Source organism: Arthrobacter sp. H5 (genome assembly GCF_000520595.1).
GTDB lineage: Bacteria > Actinomycetota > Actinomycetes > Actinomycetales > Micrococcaceae > Arthrobacter_D.
Map to the genome: position 1 here is coordinate 11,910 of NZ_KI915014.1, position 17,963 is coordinate 29,872.

The 17,963-nt window shown below is 64.1% G+C and carries 18 protein-coding genes; 7 read left to right on the forward strand and 11 right to left on the reverse strand.

Going from position 1 to position 17,963, the window contains the following annotated elements; all coding sequences use genetic code 11:
• Positions 1 to 51: 51 nt before the first annotated feature.
• The 4 genes from Y708_RS0117045 to groES all read right to left on the reverse strand — a co-directional run bounded on the left by Y708_RS0117045 (position 52) and on the right by groES (position 5,868).
• The gene (locus Y708_RS0117045) at positions 52 to 1,905 is read right to left on the reverse strand and encodes an ABC transporter ATP-binding protein (protein WP_028280861.1); all 1,854 of its coding nucleotides are present in this window, start codon (positions 1,903 to 1,905) and stop codon (positions 52 to 54) included.
• A 229-nt stretch (positions 1,906 to 2,134) separates the two neighbouring features.
• A complete protein-coding gene (gene guaB / locus Y708_RS0117050) occupies positions 2,135 to 3,649 on the reverse strand; it encodes an IMP dehydrogenase (RefSeq protein WP_028280862.1) in 1,515 nt (504 codons plus the stop codon).
• Between the two features lie 207 nt (positions 3,650 to 3,856).
• A complete protein-coding gene (gene groL, locus Y708_RS0117055) occupies positions 3,857 to 5,467 on the reverse strand; it encodes a chaperonin GroEL (protein ID WP_028280863.1) in 1,611 nt (536 codons plus the stop codon).
• Between the two features lie 104 nt (positions 5,468 to 5,571).
• Positions 5,572 to 5,868 (reverse strand): co-chaperone GroES, encoded by a 297-nt coding sequence (groES, locus tag Y708_RS0117060; RefSeq protein WP_028280864.1) that lies wholly within the window; start codon positions 5,866 to 5,868, stop codon positions 5,572 to 5,574.
• 336 nt (positions 5,869 to 6,204) lie between these two features.
• Here groES and Y708_RS30000 point away from each other — a divergent pair, with 336 nt between their 5' ends.
• The 5 genes from Y708_RS30000 (at position 6,205) to Y708_RS0117085 (ending at position 10,147) form a co-directional block, all read left to right on the forward strand.
• A complete protein-coding gene (locus Y708_RS30000; protein ID WP_275451118.1) occupies positions 6,205 to 6,387 on the forward strand; it encodes a GNAT family N-acetyltransferase in 183 nt (60 codons plus the stop codon).
• A 41-nt stretch (positions 6,388 to 6,428) separates the two neighbouring features.
• Positions 6,429 to 6,692: a type II toxin-antitoxin system VapB family antitoxin gene (locus tag Y708_RS30005; RefSeq protein ID WP_028280865.1), complete on the forward strand. Its 264-nt coding sequence runs from the start codon at positions 6,429 to 6,431 to the stop codon at positions 6,690 to 6,692.
• A complete protein-coding gene (locus Y708_RS0117075; RefSeq protein WP_028280866.1) occupies positions 6,689 to 7,084 on the forward strand; it encodes a type II toxin-antitoxin system VapC family toxin in 396 nt (131 codons plus the stop codon). Before Y708_RS30005 ends, Y708_RS0117075 begins: the two co-directional genes overlap by 4 nt.
• Before the next feature lie 200 nt (positions 7,085 to 7,284).
• Positions 7,285 to 8,910 carry a peptide chain release factor 3 gene (locus tag Y708_RS0117080; protein ID WP_028280867.1) on the forward strand — a complete coding sequence of 542 codons (1,626 nt, stop codon included), beginning with the start codon at positions 7,285 to 7,287 and terminating at the stop codon, positions 8,908 to 8,910.
• A complete protein-coding gene (locus Y708_RS0117085) occupies positions 8,900 to 10,147 on the forward strand; it encodes a class I SAM-dependent methyltransferase (protein ID WP_253905859.1) in 1,248 nt (415 codons plus the stop codon). The genes Y708_RS0117080 and Y708_RS0117085 overlap by 11 nt, the downstream gene beginning before the upstream one ends.
• A 53-nt stretch (positions 10,148 to 10,200) precedes the next feature.
• On the opposite strand, the gene Y708_RS0117090 is transcribed toward Y708_RS0117085, so the two are convergent.
• From Y708_RS0117090 to Y708_RS0117100, 3 genes are read right to left on the reverse strand one after another with little or no spacing between them, the layout of a single operon-like run.
• Entirely contained in the window at positions 10,201 to 11,013 is an 813-nt protein-coding gene (locus tag Y708_RS0117090; protein ID WP_028280869.1) for a shikimate 5-dehydrogenase, read from the reverse strand.
• 17 nt (positions 11,014 to 11,030) lie between these two features.
• Positions 11,031 to 11,831 carry an alpha/beta hydrolase gene (locus Y708_RS25910; RefSeq protein ID WP_081746931.1) on the reverse strand — a complete coding sequence of 267 codons (801 nt, stop codon included), beginning with the start codon at positions 11,829 to 11,831 and terminating at the stop codon, positions 11,031 to 11,033.
• 50 nt (positions 11,832 to 11,881) lie between these two features.
• Complete coding sequence (locus tag Y708_RS0117100) at positions 11,882 to 13,534, reverse strand: glycoside hydrolase family 3 N-terminal domain-containing protein (protein ID WP_343212986.1); 1,653 nt, start codon at positions 13,532 to 13,534, stop codon at positions 11,882 to 11,884.
• A gap of 119 nt (positions 13,535 to 13,653) precedes the next feature.
• Here Y708_RS0117100 and Y708_RS0117110 point away from each other — a divergent pair, with 119 nt between their 5' ends.
• Positions 13,654 to 14,793: a glutamate--cysteine ligase gene (locus tag Y708_RS0117110; protein WP_028280872.1), complete on the forward strand. Its 1,140-nt coding sequence runs from the start codon at positions 13,654 to 13,656 to the stop codon at positions 14,791 to 14,793.
• Positions 14,794 to 14,814: 21 nt separating this feature from the next.
• Here Y708_RS0117110 and Y708_RS0117115 read toward each other — a convergent pair whose 3' ends face one another.
• The 4 genes from Y708_RS0117115 to Y708_RS30500 all read right to left on the reverse strand — a co-directional run bounded on the left by Y708_RS0117115 (position 14,815) and on the right by Y708_RS30500 (position 17,433).
• Positions 14,815 to 15,396, reverse strand: a complete 582-nt coding sequence (locus tag Y708_RS0117115; RefSeq protein WP_028280873.1) for a maleylpyruvate isomerase family mycothiol-dependent enzyme — start codon at positions 15,394 to 15,396, stop codon at positions 14,815 to 14,817.
• A gap of 123 nt (positions 15,397 to 15,519) precedes the next feature.
• Positions 15,520 to 15,999, reverse strand: a complete 480-nt coding sequence (locus Y708_RS25915) for an ABC transporter permease family protein (RefSeq protein WP_051479107.1) — start codon at positions 15,997 to 15,999, stop codon at positions 15,520 to 15,522.
• Positions 16,000 to 16,195: 196 nt separating this feature from the next.
• Positions 16,196 to 17,161 (reverse strand): ABC transporter substrate-binding protein, encoded by a 966-nt coding sequence (locus tag Y708_RS25920; RefSeq protein WP_216699823.1) that lies wholly within the window; start codon positions 17,159 to 17,161, stop codon positions 16,196 to 16,198.
• Positions 17,158 to 17,433, reverse strand: coding sequence for a hypothetical protein (locus tag Y708_RS30500; RefSeq protein ID WP_216699824.1), 276 nt, complete (start codon positions 17,431 to 17,433; stop codon positions 17,158 to 17,160). Before Y708_RS30500 ends, Y708_RS25920 begins: the two co-directional genes overlap by 4 nt.
• 96 nt (positions 17,434 to 17,529) lie before the next feature.
• Here Y708_RS30500 and Y708_RS25925 point away from each other — a divergent pair.
• A partial coding sequence (locus Y708_RS25925; protein ID WP_035776714.1) for a TVP38/TMEM64 family protein occupies positions 17,530 to 17,963 on the forward strand: 434 nt, incomplete at its 3' end.

The window sequence follows — 17,963 nt, forward strand, 5'->3', positions numbered from 1 at the left end:
TGGTCGACCACCGGAAGAACGCTCGTCCCTCGCTTGGTCGACCACCGGAAATTAGCTCACCGTGTCAGGATTCTCATCCACCACGAGCTGGCTCTCGAACATCCTGAAGTACCTTCCCCGCAGCTCCACCAGCTCACGGTGAGTCCCGGATTCCACCACCTGACCGTCCTCAAGCATGTAGATGACATCGGCTTTCTCAATGGTGGCAAGCCGGTGGCTGATGGCGATGATCGTATGGTCGCGGTCTTCAAAGAGCCGGGTGAAGATCCGGTGCTCCGCCAGCGCATCGATGGCCGACGTCGGCTCATCCATCACAATGAAGGACGCATCCCGGTAGAAGTTCCGTGCCATCGCGAGCCGCTGCCATTGTCCGCCGGAGAGGCCGCTCCCCTTGCGTCCGCGCGGATCCTCCATCCAGTTACTTACGTGGTTCTCAAACCCGCCGGGCAGTCGTTCGATGAACTCTGCGGCCTCGGCGTCGTGCGCCGCGCCTTCGACCCTGCCCTCGTCGCGTGCTTCGGCAACGTCCCCGAAGTAGATGTTGTTGGCGGCGGTGGCGAACTCGTACTTGAGGAAGTCCTGTGACATGACTGCGAGGTGACGATGCCAGGAAGCGACATCGATCTGCTGCAGGTCACCGCCGTCCACCAGCACCCGGCCTCCGCTGGGTTTGTACAATCCTGCCAGCACACGGATCAGGGTCGATTTGCCGGCGCCGTTCTCCCCCACGATGGCTATGTGCTGGCCCTGTTGAACAGTCATGGAAATCCCCCTGAGGACTTCCCTGTCGCTTCCGGTGTAGGTGAACCGGATGTCGTCAAGGACAACGGACGACGGCGGCGTATCCAGGCGCTTCATGCCTGCGGTGGCAACGGGGAATGTCATGAATTCCTCGTAGTCCTTCAGGTTGGCGAGGTCCTCATCGATCGAACTCAGCGATGTCACCAGGCTGTTTGCCGTGGTCAGTGCGCGGCTGACAATCTGCTGCACGTACAGGAACTGCCCTACGGGTTGGGCGCGGGCGATGATCTGCACCACCACCCAGATCAGGGCCACCACCTCGGCAACCGTCTGCAGCCCATCCGCCAGGAGCTGCTTGGGGATGTACTTCTTCTGGAACTCCAGCCGCCGCTTTTCGTCGGCGTCCCGCAAGCGCGACCGCAGCTCCATCAGGTAACGGACTATGCCGTACAGCCGCATCTCGGCAATATGCTGCGGCCTCATCAGGTTGGTTTCGATCATGCGCCGCTGCCGCCGCGAATCCACCTGTGTGTTCCAGTGGGCCATCTGCTCGCGGGAGAGCTTGAACTGGAGGTACACGCTGGGCACGATTGCCACGAGGACAATGAGCGCGACCCACCAGCTCACCAGCACCAGCGCGCCAATGGCCAGGATTACTGAGATCAGCTGGGTGAAAATCGCGGCGATCCGGTCGAGCACCCGCGCATAGGAATCAGAGAATCTCTTTGCCCGGTCGTAAAGGTCAACGGTTTCCTTGTCGTCATACCGCCAGAACTCAAGCGCAAGGAACCGCTCATACATCATGTCGCCCACAATTGCGCCCACGCGGAAGCTGAGGACCTGCTGGATGTACCGGTCAACGCTGGTGAATCCGCCCCACAACAGGCCAAGCGCCGCCGTCACCAACACGTACACCAGCGCCCGCTGGCCCGCATCCGGGTCACCAGCGTACGCTTCGGCGAGCGCCGTCGTCGTCAATGCGGCGAAGTAGGTGGTCACCAGCGGAAGAACAGCGGAGATGAGTGAGCCAAGAACCTTCATGACGACGGCGCCGGGAGACGCCCGGACGCTGACCTTCAGTACCTGCCCGACGGCGCGGGCGTACGGTCGGAGCGCGAGCTTGGGCCGCGGGTCGCGGGGCGGCCTCAGGCTCTCGTCACTCATGGGTTCATGGTAGCGTCGCCGGATCTCCACGCGGCCGCAAGCGGCCTTGGTCGATCACCGGAAACTCCGGCGCAAGCGGTCTTGGTCGATCACCGGAAACTCCGGCGCAAGCGGCCTTGGTCGATCACCGGAAACGCCCCAACCGGCGTCTGGTCGACCGGGGACACGACCCGTGCGCGCATTCCGGTGGTCGACCAAGCGACGAAGGAGCGCGCGGAAACCCGGTGCCCTACTTACTGCCGTAGTTCGGCGCCTCCACCGTCATCTGGATGTCATGCGGATGGGATTCTTTCAAACCTGCAGGCGTGATGCGCACAAATTTACCCTTTGCCTTGAGTTCCTCGACGGTGCGTGCGCCGGTGTAGAACATGGTCTGCCGGAGTCCGCCGACCAGCTGGTACGCCACCGATGCGAGCGGTCCGCGGTAGGCAACCCGGCCCTCGACGCCTTCGGGGATGAGCTTGTCATCCCCGGTGACATCGGCCTGGAAGTAGCGGTCCTTGGAGTAGGACGTGTTTTTGCCACGGGTCTGCATGGCGCCAAGTGATCCCATGCCACGGTAGGTCTTGTACTGCTTGCCGTTGACGAAGATCAGCTCGCCGGGGGCCTCGGCCGAGCCGGCCAGCAGCGAACCCAGCATCACTGTGTCGGCCCCGGCGACGAGCGCCTTGCCGATGTCGCCCGAGTACTGGAGTCCGCCGTCGGCAATCACCGGCACGCCCGCCGGGATGGCGGCTTTGGCGGCCTCATAGATGGCTGTGACCTGGGGAACCCCGACGCCGGCAACAACGCGGGTGGTGCAGATGGATCCCGGTCCAACGCCCACCTTGATGCCGTCCGCCCCGGCGTCGATCAGAGCCTGCGCTCCGGCGCGGGTGGCGGCCTGACCTCCAATGATGTCGACATGCGCCATAGTCTTCTCAGCCTTCAGCCGCGCAATCATGTCCAGCACGCCGGCGCTGTGGCCGTTGGCGGTGTCAACGAACAGTGCGTCCACGCCGGCTTCGACCAGCGCCATTGCCCGTTCCCACCCATCACCAAAGAAACCGATGGCGGCCCCTACTCGGAGGCGGCCTTCGTCGTCCTTGGTGGAGAGCGGGTACTGCTCAGCCTTGGTGAAGTCCTTGACCGTGATCAGGCCCCGAAGGACCCCTGCATCGTCCACCAGCGGAAGCTTTTCGATCTTGTTCTTACCCAGCAAGCCAATGGCATCATCGCCGCTGATGCCCACTTTCCCCGTGACGAGGGGCATAGGGGTCATGACCTCGTGGACCAGGCGGTGCGGAAAGTCATGTTCGGACACGAAGCGGGTGTCCCTGTTGGTGACGATCCCAAGGAGGCGACCGTCGCCGTCGACCACTGGAAGTCCCGAGACCCGGTAATGGCCGCAGATTTCGTCGAGTTCCTGCAGAGTCGCGTCAGGGCCGATCGTCACGGGGTTGGTAATCATTCCTGATTCGCTGCGCTTGACCCGGTCCACCTGTTCCGCCTGGTCCGCGATGGAGAGGTTGCGGTGGATCACGCCCAATCCTCCCTGGCGCGCCATGGCAACGGCCATGCGCGCCTCGGTCACGGTGTCCATGGCTGAGGAAAGGAGCGGGGTCTGCACGGTGATGCGCTTGGAGACGCGGGAACTGGTGTCTGCTTCCGAGGGGATGACGTCCGTGTGGCCGGGAAGCAGCAGAACGTCGTCGTAGGTCAGGCCAACAAAGCCGAATGGATCGTGTGACTCGGTTTCGCTCAAGGCGGCGCCTCTTTCAATGGTTATGGAGGACGTGGACCATCGGCTGCGGGTTGGCCGGCGGTGCTTTGATCTCCATCGTAAAACGAAAGGAGTGCGCGCCCTATTCCGTGACCGTCACGGTCCGCTGGGCGGCGCCCGTCCAAGGCTTAAATGACAACGCCCCGGTCCGCTGTGGACCGGGGCGCCGTCGTCGTACTTTTTCAGCCGTTAGTGGCTGTGACCGTGATCGTCGTCGTTCTCTTCAGGCTTCTCAACAATCAATGTTTCAGTGGTGAGAACCAGAGCCGCGATCGAGGCTGCGTTCCGCAGTGCGGAACGGGTGACCTTGACCGGGTCGATGATGCCGGCGTCGACCAGGTTTTCGTAGCCGCCGGTCAGCGCGTTGAAGCCGTGACCGACCTCAAGCTCGCCCACCTTGTTGACCACAACGTAGCCTTCGAAACCGGCGTTTTCGGCGATCCAGCGGAGCGGCTGCGCAAGCGCACGGCGGACAAGTCCGACGGCGGTTGCAGCGTCACCCTCAAGCTTCAGGACACTTGGGTCGGTTTCCAGCGCCTTGGCTGCGTGAACGAGTGCTGACCCGCCACCGGCCACGATGCCTTCCTCAAGGGCGGCACGCGTCGCGGACACTGCGTCCTCGATGCGGTGCTTCTTTTCCTTGAGCTCAACCTCGGTGGCCGCGCCAACCTTGATGACTCCAACGCCGCCGGCCAGCTTGGCCAGACGTTCCTGGAGCTTCTCGCGGTCCCAATCGGAATCGGTGCGCTCAACCTCGGCGCGGATCTGGGAGACGCGGTCAGCGATGTCCTGCTCGCTGCCGATGCCGTCAACAATGGTGGTGTTGTCCTTGGTGACGGTGATCCGGCGTGCGGAGCCCAGTACCTCGAGGCCAACCTGATCCAGCTTCAGACCCAGATCAGGAGACACAACCTGCGCACCGGTGAGGGTGGCGATGTCCTGCAGCATGGCCTTGCGGCGGTCGCCGAAGCCCGGAGCCTTTACAGCAACAACGTTCAGGGTTCCACGGATCTTGTTAACCACCAGGGTGGAGAGCGCTTCGCCCTCGATGTCCTCGGCAATAATGAACAGCGGCTTGCCTGCGGCGAGTGCCTTCTCCAGCAGCGGCAAGAATTCCTGCAGCGAGGAGATCTTGCCGGAGTTGATCAGGATCAGTGCGTCTTCCAGCACTGCTTCCTGACGCTCTGCGTCGGTGACGAAGTAGGGGCTCAGGTAACCCTTGTCGAACTGCATGCCCTCGGTGAGCACAAGTTCGGTCTGGGTGGTGGAGGACTCTTCGATGGTGATGACGCCGTCCTTGCCCACCTTCTCGAAGGCTTCAGCCAGGAGGTCTCCAACCTCGGTGCTCTGCGCGGAGATTGCGGCGACGCTGGCGGTCTGCTTACCGACAACTTCGCGTGCATTCTCAAGCAGGCGGGCCGCGACTGCCTCAATGGCAACCTCGATGCCGTGCTTCAACTGTCCGGGAGCGGCGCCCGCGGCTACGTTGCGGAGGCCTTCCTTGACCAGTGCCTGTGCAAGGACGGTGGCCGTCGTGGTGCCGTCACCGGCGACGTCGTTGGTCTTGGTGGCAACTTCCTTGGCCAGCTGTGCGCCGAGGTTTTCATACGGATCATCGAGCTCGATTTCGCGGGCAATGGTCACACCGTCATTGGTGATGGTGGGCGCACCCCACTTCTTGTCCAGCACAACGTTGCGTCCGCGGGGGCCGAGGGTCACCTTGACGGTGTCGGCCAGCTTATCGACGCCAGCTTCGAGCGCCCGGCGGGCAGCCTCGTCGAATTTCAACTGCTTTGCCATAATTTGTTCCCTTTCACAGCTTGTGCAGCGGCTTGTCTTATGGAGCTCTCACTGAGCGAAGGAACCCCGGCCTGTGGCGGCCGGGGTTCCTTCATACGTCAGCGTTATTTAACTACGATTGCCAGAACGTCGCGTGCGGAAAGAACCAGGTATTCCTGGCCTCCATGCTTGACTTCGGTTCCGCCGTACTTGGAGTAGATGACAATGTCACCTTCTGCAACGTCAACGGGAACGCGGTTGCCATTGTCGTCAACGCGGCCTGGGCCTACTGCAACAACTTCGCCCTCCTGGGGCTTTTCCTTGGCGGTGTCCGGGATAACCAGACCCGAGGCAGTGGTCTGCTCGGCTTCCAGTGGGCGGACAACAATACGATCCTCAAGAGGCTTAATAGAGACCGACACTCGGACCTCTCCTTCGCTTGGTAACTGATGGAATCAAGGCCTTCGGTAGGCGCTGACCGTCGTCGCGGTGCCGGCTGGCGCTTACTTCAGGGATTAGCACCCTCATGGTGAGAGTGCCAAGTCTGACCTTATGCATTGGTTAGCACTCGGTCAAGGCGAGTGCCAGAGTTCCGCTCTAAGCCGTCTTGTGATGTTTCCAATCAAGCCGCCCACTGAAGGGCCCAACTCAGTGGGCAGAATATGCTTCTGCCCACTGAGACCGAGGGTTCAGTGGGCAGATTGGTAGCGTGACCGCATGCACCGCACCTTGCGCACCTGCGCGAGGCCTGGGCGGCGGTGTGCTCGAAGGCCATCGCAACACGGGGAGTAGGCGCGCTCTTAATGGAGGCAGCTATCGAATACTCGCAGCGCATCAACGCGGTCCGCATGGAGCTCTACCCCAGCCCACGCTCGGTGCACTTATACGAGCGCCGTGGGTTCGGTCCCGCAACCCAACTCCTGGTACGGAACCTCTTCTAAAAGGTAGACTTGAGGAACACTTGGGTAGAAAGGTAGATCCCGTGAGCCTGAACATCAAGAACGAGCACGTTCACCAACTGGCGAGGAAAGCCGCCAGTAAGACCGGGCTCAGCCAGACCGGCGTCATCGAACGCGCGTTGGAGGAGTACCTGTCCCGTCTGGACTCCGACCCGCAACGGATTGCTGCCGACCGGATGGAGGCAATGGAACATATCGTGGTCGAGTTCGGCAAGCACCTCACCCCGGCACGGCGCCGAGCATTGGACACCGATGATCTCTACGACGCGGACGGTTTGCCGCGATGATCATCGACACCTCGGCTATCGTTGCAGTTTTGCTCGACGAGCCGGAGTCCGGTCCGTTTCGGGAATGGATTGCCGCGAACACGGTCAAATTGTCAGCCGGCACCTACATCGAGACTGGAATCGTGATTGACAGGCTGAGGTTGCCGGGGGCAACCCGGCTGTTCGACAGGTTTCTCCACGATGCGGGAATCACTCTTGAACCCGTCACCAAGGATCAGGCGATGATCGCCCGAGCGGCCTACCGGGACTACGGCAAAGGCAGCGGCCACAAGGCGCAATTGAACTTCGGGGATTGTTTCAGCTATGCGCTGGCGACCGACCTGCGGGAACCGCTCCTTTTCAAGGGCAACGATTTTATCCATACGGACGTGGTGCCCGCCACCCGCGTCTGAGGTTGGGCCGCGCCAAGGTGGCAGCACTGTCAATGCTGCCCACCGAGCTGCCCTGCTCGGTGGGCAGAACTATTCATGCCCATTGAGTAGACCGACTCAGCGGGCAGGTTGGTTGGATGACCGCAAGTCCGCCGGCCCTCGGCGGCTAGACTTGGTAACCGGCAGTCCAACCTCCCCACACCGCACACGGAAGCAGTTTTGTGACGCAGCAGGTCCAGCACCCCACCCGCCATTCCAATGGAATCGCCCAGGAAGCATCCCGCAGGCGCACCTTCGCTGTCATCTCGCATCCCGACGCCGGCAAGTCCACTCTCACGGAGGCCCTCGCTCTTCATGCGCGCGTCATCGGCACAGCGGGTGCCACCAACGGCAAGGAAAACCGCAAGGAAACCGTCTCCGACTGGATGCAGATGGAGAAAGACCGCGGCATTTCCATCAGTTCCACCGCGCTGCAGTTCTCCTACCGGGACACAGTCATCAACCTGCTGGACACCCCTGGCCACTCCGATTTCTCGGAGGACACCTACCGCGTGCTTGCCGCCGTGGATTGCGCAGTGATGCTCATCGACGCCGCCAAAGGCCTGGAAACCCAGACCATGAAGCTGTTCGAAGTCTGCCGGCAACGGAAAATCCCCATCATCACCGTGATCAACAAATGGGACCGCCCCGGCCTGGACACGCTGGCCCTCATGGACGAAATCACTGAGCAAACCGGGCTGATCCCCATGCCGCTCACCTGGGCTGTGGGAATCGCCGGGGACTTCCGCGGCGTGTGGGACCTGAAGAGCGACTCATTTGTCCGGTTCACCCGCAACAACTCCGGCGCCTCGCTGGCCACCGAGGAGCACCTGACCCCGGCGGAGGCGCTGGAACAGGAAGGCGACAATTGGACTGACGCGGTGGACGAGGCCTCCCTCGTGGTCGAATCCAACCAGGAGTTCACCAAGGAACGCTTCCACGATGGCACCGGAACACCGATCCTGTTTTCCTCGGCCGTGCTGAACTTCGGCGTCAAGCACATTCTCGACGCCCTGGTGGATCTTGCCCCGGCTGCCGGCGCCCGTAAGGACATCAACGGTGTGGACCGCAACGTCGAGGCACCGTTCTCCGGCTTTGTCTTCAAGGTGCAGGCCGGCATGAACCGCGCGCACCGCGACCACGTCGCCTTCATCCGGGTCTGCTCGGGCGTCTTCGAGCGCGGAATGGTGGTAACCCACGCCAATTCGGGCAAGACCTTCGCCACCAAATACGCCCAGCAGCTGTTCGGCCGTGAACGCGAGGTGATCGACGAAGCCTGGCCAGGCGACGTCGTCGGGCTCGTGAATGCCTCCGCCCTGCGGATGGGCGACAGCCTCTATGTGGAGCAACCAGTCGAGTTCCCGCCCATCCCGCTGTTCAGCCCGGAACACTTCCGGGTGGCGCGTTCCAAGGACCCCAGCAAGTTCAAGCAGTTCCGCCGCGGTATTGAACAGCTGGGGCACGAGGGCATCATCCAGATCCTGCGCTCGGACCTGCGCGGCGATCAGGCGCCCGTTCTCGCCGCCGTTGGACCCATGCAGTTTGAGGTTGTCCAGGACCGGATGGAGCAGGATTTCAACGCGCCGATGCGCATGGAGCCGCTTGGCTACTCCTTGGCCCGCCTCACCAACCATGACGCGCAGGCCACACTCAGCGGCATTCGCGGCGCGGAGGTGCTGATCCGGTCCGACGGCGAATACCTCGCCCTGTTCAACGATGTCTGGGCGATGCGCCGGGTCGAGAAAAACCACCCCGACCTGCGCCTGGACACGATCGGCACCGATGCGGGCGACACGCGTGGTTACTGAAAACATCCTCGCCCCGATTCTCACCCCGGACGGCTGGGAGCTGCTGAACTCCCTGGGCCCATACTCGGAGGCTGAAAGCATGCGGCTCAGCACCCAGCTGCGCGGCGCCGGCCACTCCCCCGAGGTGGTTTCGGCGGCGCTGACCCAGTCGCGGCTGCGGGCAAAAGCCGAGGCCAAGTTTGGTCCCTTCGCCGCCCGGATGCTCTTCACCCCCGCCGGGCTGGAGCAGGCCACCCGACTCAACGTTGCGGCCCGGCATGCGCAGCGATACGTCACCGCTGGCCTACAGAAAATCGTGGACCTCGGCTGCGGAATCGGTGCCGACTCGATGGCCTTCGCCACACTGGAACGCGACGTTACCGCCGTCGAACTCGATGAAACCACTGCCGCCGCCGCAACCATGAACCTGATGCCGTGGCCCAATGCGACAGTGGTCAAGGCGGACGCGCTCTCGATGGATCTTGACGGGTACGACGGCGTGTGGCTGGATCCGGCGCGCCGCACCACCTCCACGGCGGGAACCACACGGTTGTTTGATCCGGAGGCGTTTTCGCCCCCGCTCTCCTTTGTGGAACGGCTCGCGGACACCGGCAAGGCGGTGGGCGTCAAGCTTGGACCGGGCATCCCGCACGACGCCGTTCCTCCCGGCTGCGAAGCCCAGTGGGTCTCGGTGGACGGCGCCGTCACGGAAGTTGCCCTCTGGTTCAATGCGCTCCGCCGGGAGAATGTGCGGCGCAGCGCGCTGCTGATCGGCGCGGGCGGCGCAGCTGAACTCACCAGTGACACAGATTTCAAGGACGACGGCGGCTCGCCGCTCGGTGCGGCGGAAGGCTACCTGTACGAACCGGACGGCGCTGTCATCCGGGCCGGACTTGTTGGCGACGTGGCACGGCAGGTCGGCGGACACCTGCTCGATCCGAAGATCGCCTACATCTGCGCACCGGATCTGGTGGAGACGCCGTTCGCACGTGCCTACAAAGTGGTCGAAGTGAAGCCGTACAACGTTAAGGCGCTGAAGGCCTGGGTGCGGATCAACGGCATCGGCGTGCTGGACATCAAGAAGCGGGGCACCTCCGTCACTCCCGAGGAGCTGCGGAAACAGCTGCTGGCCGGTTCGGGTTCCGGCAAAGCCGGGTCACCCAAAGCGACCAACAAGGCAACCCTGGTGCTGACCCGGATTGGTGAGGACCGCGTGGCCATTGTGGTGGAGCCGGTCCTGGGATCCGTTCGTCAGTAGATACCAATTTTGGGCCGCGCACTGGTAATTGCTGTCGAATAGATGCGCAGAACCTACTGCCGCGAGAATTCCCCCGCCAGCCGCACCTGTTCGGGACTCGGACGCACGCCCGTGTAGAGCACAAACTGTTCCTCGGCCTGCAGCGCAATGACCTGGGCGCCCGTGATCACCGGTTTACCTGCCGCACGGGCAGCCCTGATCAGCGGCGTTTCGGACGGGAGTGCAACAACGTCGAACACCAACTGCGAGGCCGTGATCGCCTCGTCGCTGAAAGCGTGCGCGGCCTCATCGGTGCCAGCCATTCCGAGTGGCGTCACGTTCACCAGCACGTCAGCAGTACTCGATCCGGGTTCCGGCTGCCAGTCAAAACCGTACTGCGTGGCGAGCGCCCGTCCGGCCTCCTCGTTGCGGGCGACAATCGCGACACGGCGGAACCCGGCGTCGCGGAAGGCAGCGGCAACCGCCTTGGCCATGCCGCCCGAGCCACGAAGCAGCACCGATGAGGACGAGTCGACTGCGTTTTCCTCCAGAAGCCGTGCGATCGCAAGGTAGTCGGTGTTGTAGGCGGTGAGGACGCCGTCGTCGTTCACTATGGTGTTCACCGACTCGATGGCGGTTGCCGACGGATCCATGCGGTCCACCAGCGCAATGACGTCCTCTTTGAACGGCATGGAGATGGCGCAGCCGCGGATACCCAGGGCGCGCACGCCGCCAATCGCCGCTGGGAGGTCGGTGGTGGTGAAGGCCTTGTAGATGTAGTTGAGGCCAAGCTCGTCGTAAAGCCGGTTGTGGAAGCGCGTTCCAATGTTGCTGGGGCGGGCCGCCAGGGAGATGCAGAGCGTCATATCTTTATTGAGGATTGGCACGCCTCAATTATGCCGGTTCAGCTTCCGGTCCCGAGCAGGAAGTCTTCGGTGACCCGCGCAAGTTGACGCCGGGCGTCGTCGTCAGTGATAGTTGGGTCGCCATCGCCGAAGATGGACGAGTACGAACCGAACTGGCTGTGCTCCATCCCCTCAATCTCGAACAGTGTGGCCGTTGGCGCCGTGCGTTCACGGACAATCTTCGTGGGTACAATCCCGTCGCGGCCGCCCGAAACCGCGAGCACATTGTCCGCCTCCACCCCCTCTGCAGGGAAAGCGGCCCACAGCACCAGCCCCTTGAACTCAGTGTCCGGATGGGCGGCCGCGTACCGGGAGGCGGTGATGCCTCCCATGGAGTGTCCGCCAATCCACCTGCGGCTCACATCCTGCTCAGCGTCGATGATGCGTCCCGCCGCGCCCTCGTCAAGGGTCGCGAACCCAAACGGCACATCCGCCAGGTAGACGGTAATCCCGGTGCTCTCCACGATCGGCGCCCAGGAACCCAGATAGGACTCCGCCCGGGCACGGGCGGCGGGGTAGAAGATGAGCCCCTGATCCGTGTCCGCCGCGTCTGCGGGAGCGAGTTCGAGGTAGCCGTCGTGGTCCGTTACCGTCACGTCAGGGTCCGCCCGGACCGCCGCGGCAACATCGCTGTCGCTGGGAGACGGCGTCAAGAGTACGACGGCGGCCACAACGGTGAGCGCGGCGATCACCAACAGCGCAATCGCGATGCGCCGGCGCCACCCTCGACGCGGCCGATGACGGGGCGTGTTCCCGGCTTCGGAAGAACGCTCCGGCCTGCAGAGCGCCCGGACGGTCATGGATCAACTTTACGCCGGGGCGCCCAGGGAACGCTGTTCTGGACCGGGGTCTAGCAGCCCGTTCCCGCTGTGAACTCGGCTGTATCCACCGGCAGCTTTCCGGGGGCTTCCGCTGCTCCGGTCAGCACAGCGAGCAAAGCGTCAAATGATCCCTCGCTGTTACCGTACAGAGCCACTTTCACCGGCGCGTCGAGGGAATCCAGGAGCCACGGAGCATCGAGGGAAACGGCAACCTCGGCGCTGGACCCGGCGCCGCCGAAGCCCGCCAGCGAAACAGTGGTGCCTTCCGGTCCAACCGTGACGCCGCGGGACTGGGCCGCCGCCGCGAATCGTTCCTGGTCGATTGCCGAGCCGCCGCTCAGCGAGGCGGTTCCACCGAGCAGGTCTCCCGAACACTGCCCGGTCAGGATTGTCACAGCGGCAGCAGATGCGGCCAAGCTCTGTTCGATACCGGTTCCGGGTTGCGCAGGCTCAGCCGACCACTCGCCCTGCCACTTCATCATTGCAACCACGCGGGTAGCTGCCTCCACCAGACGTTCCTCCGGCAGTTCCCCCGATTCGAGGGCCTCAAGGATCGCGGCGTGCGCAGCATAACTGTCCGCTGGCATGAGCAGCAGGTCAGCTCCGGCGGCGAGCGCCTGCGGCGCCGCCTGTCCGCCGGGGAACTGCTCCTCCACAGCGGCCATGTTCAGCGCGTCAGTGACCACAACCCCTTCAAACCCAAGGCCACGCAGCGCCTCGTAGTTCGCTGGAGACACCGATGACGGAACACCCGGATCCAGTGCCTCCACCGCAATATGGCCCATCATGATCACCGGTGTGCCGGCGTCGACCGCTTCCTGGAACGGAACCCAGTCGCGGGCCTGCAGCTCTTCAACTGAAGCCGTCTGCACCGGAAGCCCCAGGTGCGAATCCGTGGGAACCGACCCGTGGCCCGGGAAATGCTTCACGCTGGGCAGCAGACCGGCTTGCACCACTCCTTCGGCCGCGGCGATGGCCAACGGCCCGACGGCGGCCGGGTCACCGGAGAACGACCGCGCACCGATGGTCGGATCGCTGGAGCCGAGGGTGACATCGGCGGAGGGTGCATGATCCATCGTGAATCCAAGGCCCGCGAGTTCGCTGGCAAGCGCCGACATCCCCAGCCGTGCAAGCTCAGGATCCACGGCCGCGCCGTACGCCATGGGGGTTGGCCATTCAGTCAGCGGCGCACGCAGCCTCGCCACCACGCCGCCCTCCTGATCAACCGAAATGACGGCGGGCCAGTCGCGTCCGTCGGCGGCGACGGCGTCCTTCAACCGCTGATTGACAGCCTTTATTGCCTCGGTGTCCACGGTGCCGTCAGCGGCAGCCGGCACGTTGTCTCCCATGATGATGCTCCCGGCGAGATGCAGGTCGCTGATCGTCTGCTCCTGCACAGCCGGATCCGCACCCGCGTAAAACCCCACCATGACCTGGCCGGCCAGCTCCTCCGGTGACATTTCCGCGACGGCGGACGCGGCGTCGTCGTACTGTTGCTGGCTGGGCCCCCAGGAGAGCGCCCCCGGTGCAGTGACAGCCTGGGTCTCGCTGGGCGCAGCGGACGACGACGGTGGCGCGGTGGTCCGCGGCGGCTCGGACGCCGCTGGCGCCGTGCACGCCGCCAGCGGCAGAAGCACCACGACGGCCGCGGCGGCCAGTCGGGTCATGGGAATGCTGCGCACAGGTCTCCTCACCTGGTTGGTGCTGTTCCTGCACTAATATTGAGCTCAGTTCTCATCCGCGATGACGCGATACCGAGGCAGCTATCCCCACAGTCCGGTACCGGTCAGGAGCGAAGCCCATGAAGATCGAATTTGCACAGTCAGCACAATCCACTCTAGGCGTTGAGTGGGAGTTGGCGCTTGTTGACCGATACAACGGAGATCTGGTTTCGGTGGCCAACGAGGTGCTGCGCGGCGTCAGCGCGCGCCATCCCGAGCTGCAGGAGGACGAGGAACACCCGCATATCAAGCAGGAGCTTCTCCTCAATACCGTTGAACTGGTCACCGGAATCTGTCATACGGTTCAGGAGGCCAAGGCGGATCTGAGCCGATCCCTCGCCGCCGTGCGCGAAGTGACCGATCCCATGGGCGTGGAGCTGTTCTCGGCGGGATCGCACCCGTTCAGTGTGCCCCGGTCCCAGCCGGTCACGGACAAGGAACGGTACTTCAAGCTCATCGACCGCACCCAGTGGTGGGGTCAGCAGATGGTGATCTACGGTGTGCACGTTCACGTGGGCCTGGATCACCGGGACAAGGCGCTCCCCGTGCTGGACGGGCTGGTCAACTACTTTCCGCACTTTCAGGCGCTGTCGGCGTCCTCGCCGTATTGGGGAGGAGAAGACACCGGCTACGCGTCGCAGCGCGCGCTCATGTTCCAGCAGCTGCCCACCGCCGGACTGCCCTTCCAGTTCCCCAGCTGGACCGAATACGAGTCCTACGTCCAGGACATGTTCACCACCGGAGTCATCGATACGGTCAGTGAAATCCGCTGGGATATCCGGCCGGTCAGCAATCTGGGAACCATTGAGATGCGCGTCTGCGACGGGCTCTCGACGCTGGAAGATGTCGGGGCCATTGCAGCACTGACCCAGTGCCTGGTGGACGACTTCTCCTCCACACTGGACGACGGCGGCGCCATCCCCACCATGCCGCCCTGGCACGTCCAGGAGAACAAGTGGCGGGCGGCCCGCTACGGCCTCGACGCGATCATCATCCTCGACGCGGCCGGCAACGAGCGTCTCGTGACGGAACACCTAATGGAGGTGCTGAACCGGCTGGAACCGGTCGCCGCGAAGCTCGGCTGCTCCAACGAACTTGCCGACGTCGAAAAGATCCTCCAGCGCGGCGCCGGCTACCAGCGACAGCGTCGGGTGGCGGCCGAGAACAACGGTGACCTGAGCGCCGTCGTGCTGGATATGGTGCAGCAGCTGCGGACCTGACCCCTGCATCGACTCTCCCCACTAACCTGCATAGGAGGAGTACCGGGCGGGCAGAGCGGCCCGGGCGTCCCGCCCCATTCGTGCGAGCAGCCTCGTTTCACGGTCGGCATCATCAGGCACCGGCAGTGCGGGCTTGCAGATGCCCTCCATGTACAGGTGTTCACCGAACCCGTCGAGGGAGACTTCGATCAGGTCCAGCTCCCCCTCGCTGAAGTGGTTGTCCAGACCGATACTCCGCGCAATGTCCCAGCGATGGACCACCAGATCGAACCCGTAGAAGGTTGCCAGAGTTGCACCGACAGTGGTGGGGCCAAAGAAGCCGTCGAAGGGAGCAGACTCAACCTTCGGTGTATCCAGCAGCCCCTGCACTTTCGAGCTGTGCGTGGTCCACGCCGACAAGGGATCCTCACTGGTTTGTGGCCGTGGTCCGATGTCGAGCGCGTGTTGAGCAAGAAAATCCCGCTGGGTGTCGATGAGGTGGTCCAGCACGCCGCGGACGGTCCAGTCCTCGCAGGTACTCGACGCCGACCAGTCCCCCACCGCGGCAAGTACCGTGATCAGATCCCCGTTGGCGGAGCGGAAAAGTTCTGGGTTTGAGGTCATGCTGCCACGCTAATCCGTCTTCTGCTGGGCGTCTTGATAAAATCCGACACGTGACCCCTCAGTCAGCCGACCCGATCAGCCGCGGACAACTTCAGGACCCCACGATCCCGGTCCCGCAGCTGTTCAGGTACGCGCCGCCGTGTAGACGAAGACGATCACGGCCGCGACCGCCAGGGACGGCGTGGCCAGCGGCAGGACCACACGAAGGATGCGCTGCCCCGCGGTCGCACCGAGGGTGGCGGCGGCGTCGCACAGGTCCCCCACCGAGGATGCGATGCTGCCGAGTACCACCAGCGCCACGAACGCCGATTCCTTCCATGCGTATTCCGCGATCGCGGCTAGCCACCAGGGGCCGCCGACCAGTGCAGGGAATGCGTCAGGCATTCCGAGCAGCCGCTCCAGGAATCCGCTGTCGGAGAGCAGCAACCCGATCGCCCCAGCGCCGATCAGGTGTGGAATCGGAATGGTTGCGGCGCTCAAGGCACCCACAATCCGCCCCATCCGTGGCATCGCGAGGACGTAGGCGGCGATCAGGAACCCGACGCACACGGACAGTGCAGTGGCGGCGGCCACGATGTACAGGGAGATGCCGCTCGAGCGCACCAGTTCACCGGCGTTACCGGTCCACGCCTCGACGCTGAGGTCCGGGGGTCCGGGGGTCCGATGAAGGGCATCAGTCCCAGGCTCTGCAGCACGGCCGCGGTCAGGGAAACGCCGAGCACCACCACGACCGGCAGCACCGCCGGCAGCCCGAGAAGGACAGCCCGCCCGGTGGTGGTGGGAGGAGTCAGCCGCCTGCTCATCGGGTGGACGCGACGTCCTGACGCCATCCCTCATCCAGGGCCGCCACCCATTCCGCGGCAAGTTCACCGTGAGCGTTGCGGGAAAGTTCCTCGTAGTCCGGGACGATTGGCGAATCGGGCAATTGCTCGAAAAGGTCCTGTTGCGCCGGTGACAGGAGCCCGGGGTCGAGCACCGTGAACTGCCCCCACGCCTCGGGGTCGGCCTTTGCTGCCTGCTGCTCCGGCGACAGCGCGATATTGGCCACGACCATCGCCCCTGCAGCGTCGGCGGCGTTCGCTGGGATGGCGAGGAAACTCGCGTCGCCCACCGTGCCCTCATCCAGTGTGAGGACCTTGGTGGATTCCGGTAGGACCCCGGAGGCCACCAGGTCGGTGAGCGTGGCCGGTCCGTAGGTCATGGCGATGTCTACTTCGCCGTTGGCGAAGAGGGTGTTCAGGGCCTGCTCGTCGCGCGGGTAGGTGCGGCCTTCGCGCCACAGCGACGGCGCCACCTCGCGCAGCGCCTCAAGCGCCGCGGGGGCATGTTCGTCGAACGCCTCCTCGCTGTACTCGAGTGGCACCTGGTCGGCGCCACCGGCTTCACTGAGCAGAACTTCGCGGAGGAAGACACTGCCGGTGAAGTCCGGTGGTGCCGGATATGTGAAACGGCCCGGATGCTCCTTCGCCCACTCCAGGATCCCCTCCAGGGAGGTCGGCGGGTCAGTAATGGCTTCCGAATCATAGAAGAAGGTGAATTGCGCCTTATGCCAGGGCGCTTCGCAACCCTCCACCGGAGTCCCGAAGTCATTGAGGAGCAGCGGGTCCTGCGGGTCGGTGTACTCCATGTTCGGTAGCAGGTCCGTCCACGCGCACCGCCAGGCCTCGGCCTGACGTCCGGTGCTGAAGTTGGCGCCGTTGACCCAGACCAGGTCCACCGAGCCGTCGTCGCGCCCTGCCTGACGCTCACTGAGCACACGGTTCACTGCGTCCTGAGTCGGCGGAGGGTGACTCCCTGCTCCTTGGCCGCCGGGGCGAGCACCTCGTCAACGTAGGCGTTACCCTGCTCATCTCCCCCATACATCCACAGATCCACGGTCTGGCCCTCCGCCTCCGCCTGAACCTCACCGAAGCTCCCGAAGCTTTCCGCCGGTTCAACGGTAGCTCCAGAACATGAAGTGAGCAGCAGTGCCAGGACTGCTGCGGCCGCGGACAGGGCAGAACGGCGTCGTCGTGCCAGGGCGAAAGAGCGGATCATGGGCGTCCTTAGACTGGTGGGAATGCTGTTTCCAGTATCCTCGAAACGAGCCCGGCGCCCGAACGGCCCAGGCCGGGCAGCCGATGGCGGGAGACCATGGACGAAGACCACGCGCGCCGCCGCGCACCGTTCCTCACCCCGCTCCGGCGGGTACTGCTGCTGGCGGTGATCATTGTCGCTGCGACTGTGGTGGTCCTCGCCGTGCCCATCCCGGACGTGGATGAGCTGCGCGCACTGGTGGAGCAGGCCGGCTGGTGGGGTCCCGTGAGCTTCATTGCCGGGTACGCCGCCCTCACCCTCGCCCCTGTTCCCAAGAACGTGCTCTCCATCGCCGCCGGGGTGCTGTTCGGTTTCGGTCCCGGGCTAGTGATCGTCTACTGCGCGGCGCTGCTGGGCGCGTCCGCGGCGTTCTGGCTGGGACGCGCCCTTGGCCGCGACGCCGTCGAGAAGTTCACCGGCACCCGGGTGGAAAAGGTCGACGCCGTCCTCAGCAAGCGCGGATTTCCCGCCGTCGTCGGGGTCCGGCTCGT

Excerpts from the sequence above, each read along its gene's own strand:
- Y708_RS0117045 (WP_028280861.1), bottom strand. The coding sequence starts at position 1,905 with ATGAGTGACGAGAGCCTGAGGCCGCCCCGCGACCCGCGGCCCAAGCTC.
- groL (WP_028280863.1), bottom strand. The coding sequence starts at position 5,467 with ATGGCAAAGCAGTTGAAATTCGACGAGGCTGCCCGCCGGGCGCTCGAA.
- Y708_RS0117075 (WP_028280866.1), top strand. The coding sequence starts at position 6,689 with ATGATCATCGACACCTCGGCTATCGTTGCAGTTTTGCTCGACGAGCCG.
- Y708_RS25910 (WP_081746931.1), bottom strand. The coding sequence starts at position 11,831 with ATGACCGTCCGGGCGCTCTGCAGGCCGGAGCGTTCTTCCGAAGCCGGG.
- Y708_RS0117110 (WP_028280872.1), top strand. The coding sequence starts at position 13,654 with ATGAAGATCGAATTTGCACAGTCAGCACAATCCACTCTAGGCGTTGAG.
- Y708_RS0117115 (WP_028280873.1), bottom strand. The coding sequence starts at position 15,396 with ATGACCTCAAACCCAGAACTTTTCCGCTCCGCCAACGGGGATCTGATC.
- Y708_RS30500 (WP_216699824.1), bottom strand. The coding sequence starts at position 17,433 with ATGATCCGCTCTTTCGCCCTGGCACGACGACGCCGTTCTGCCCTGTCC.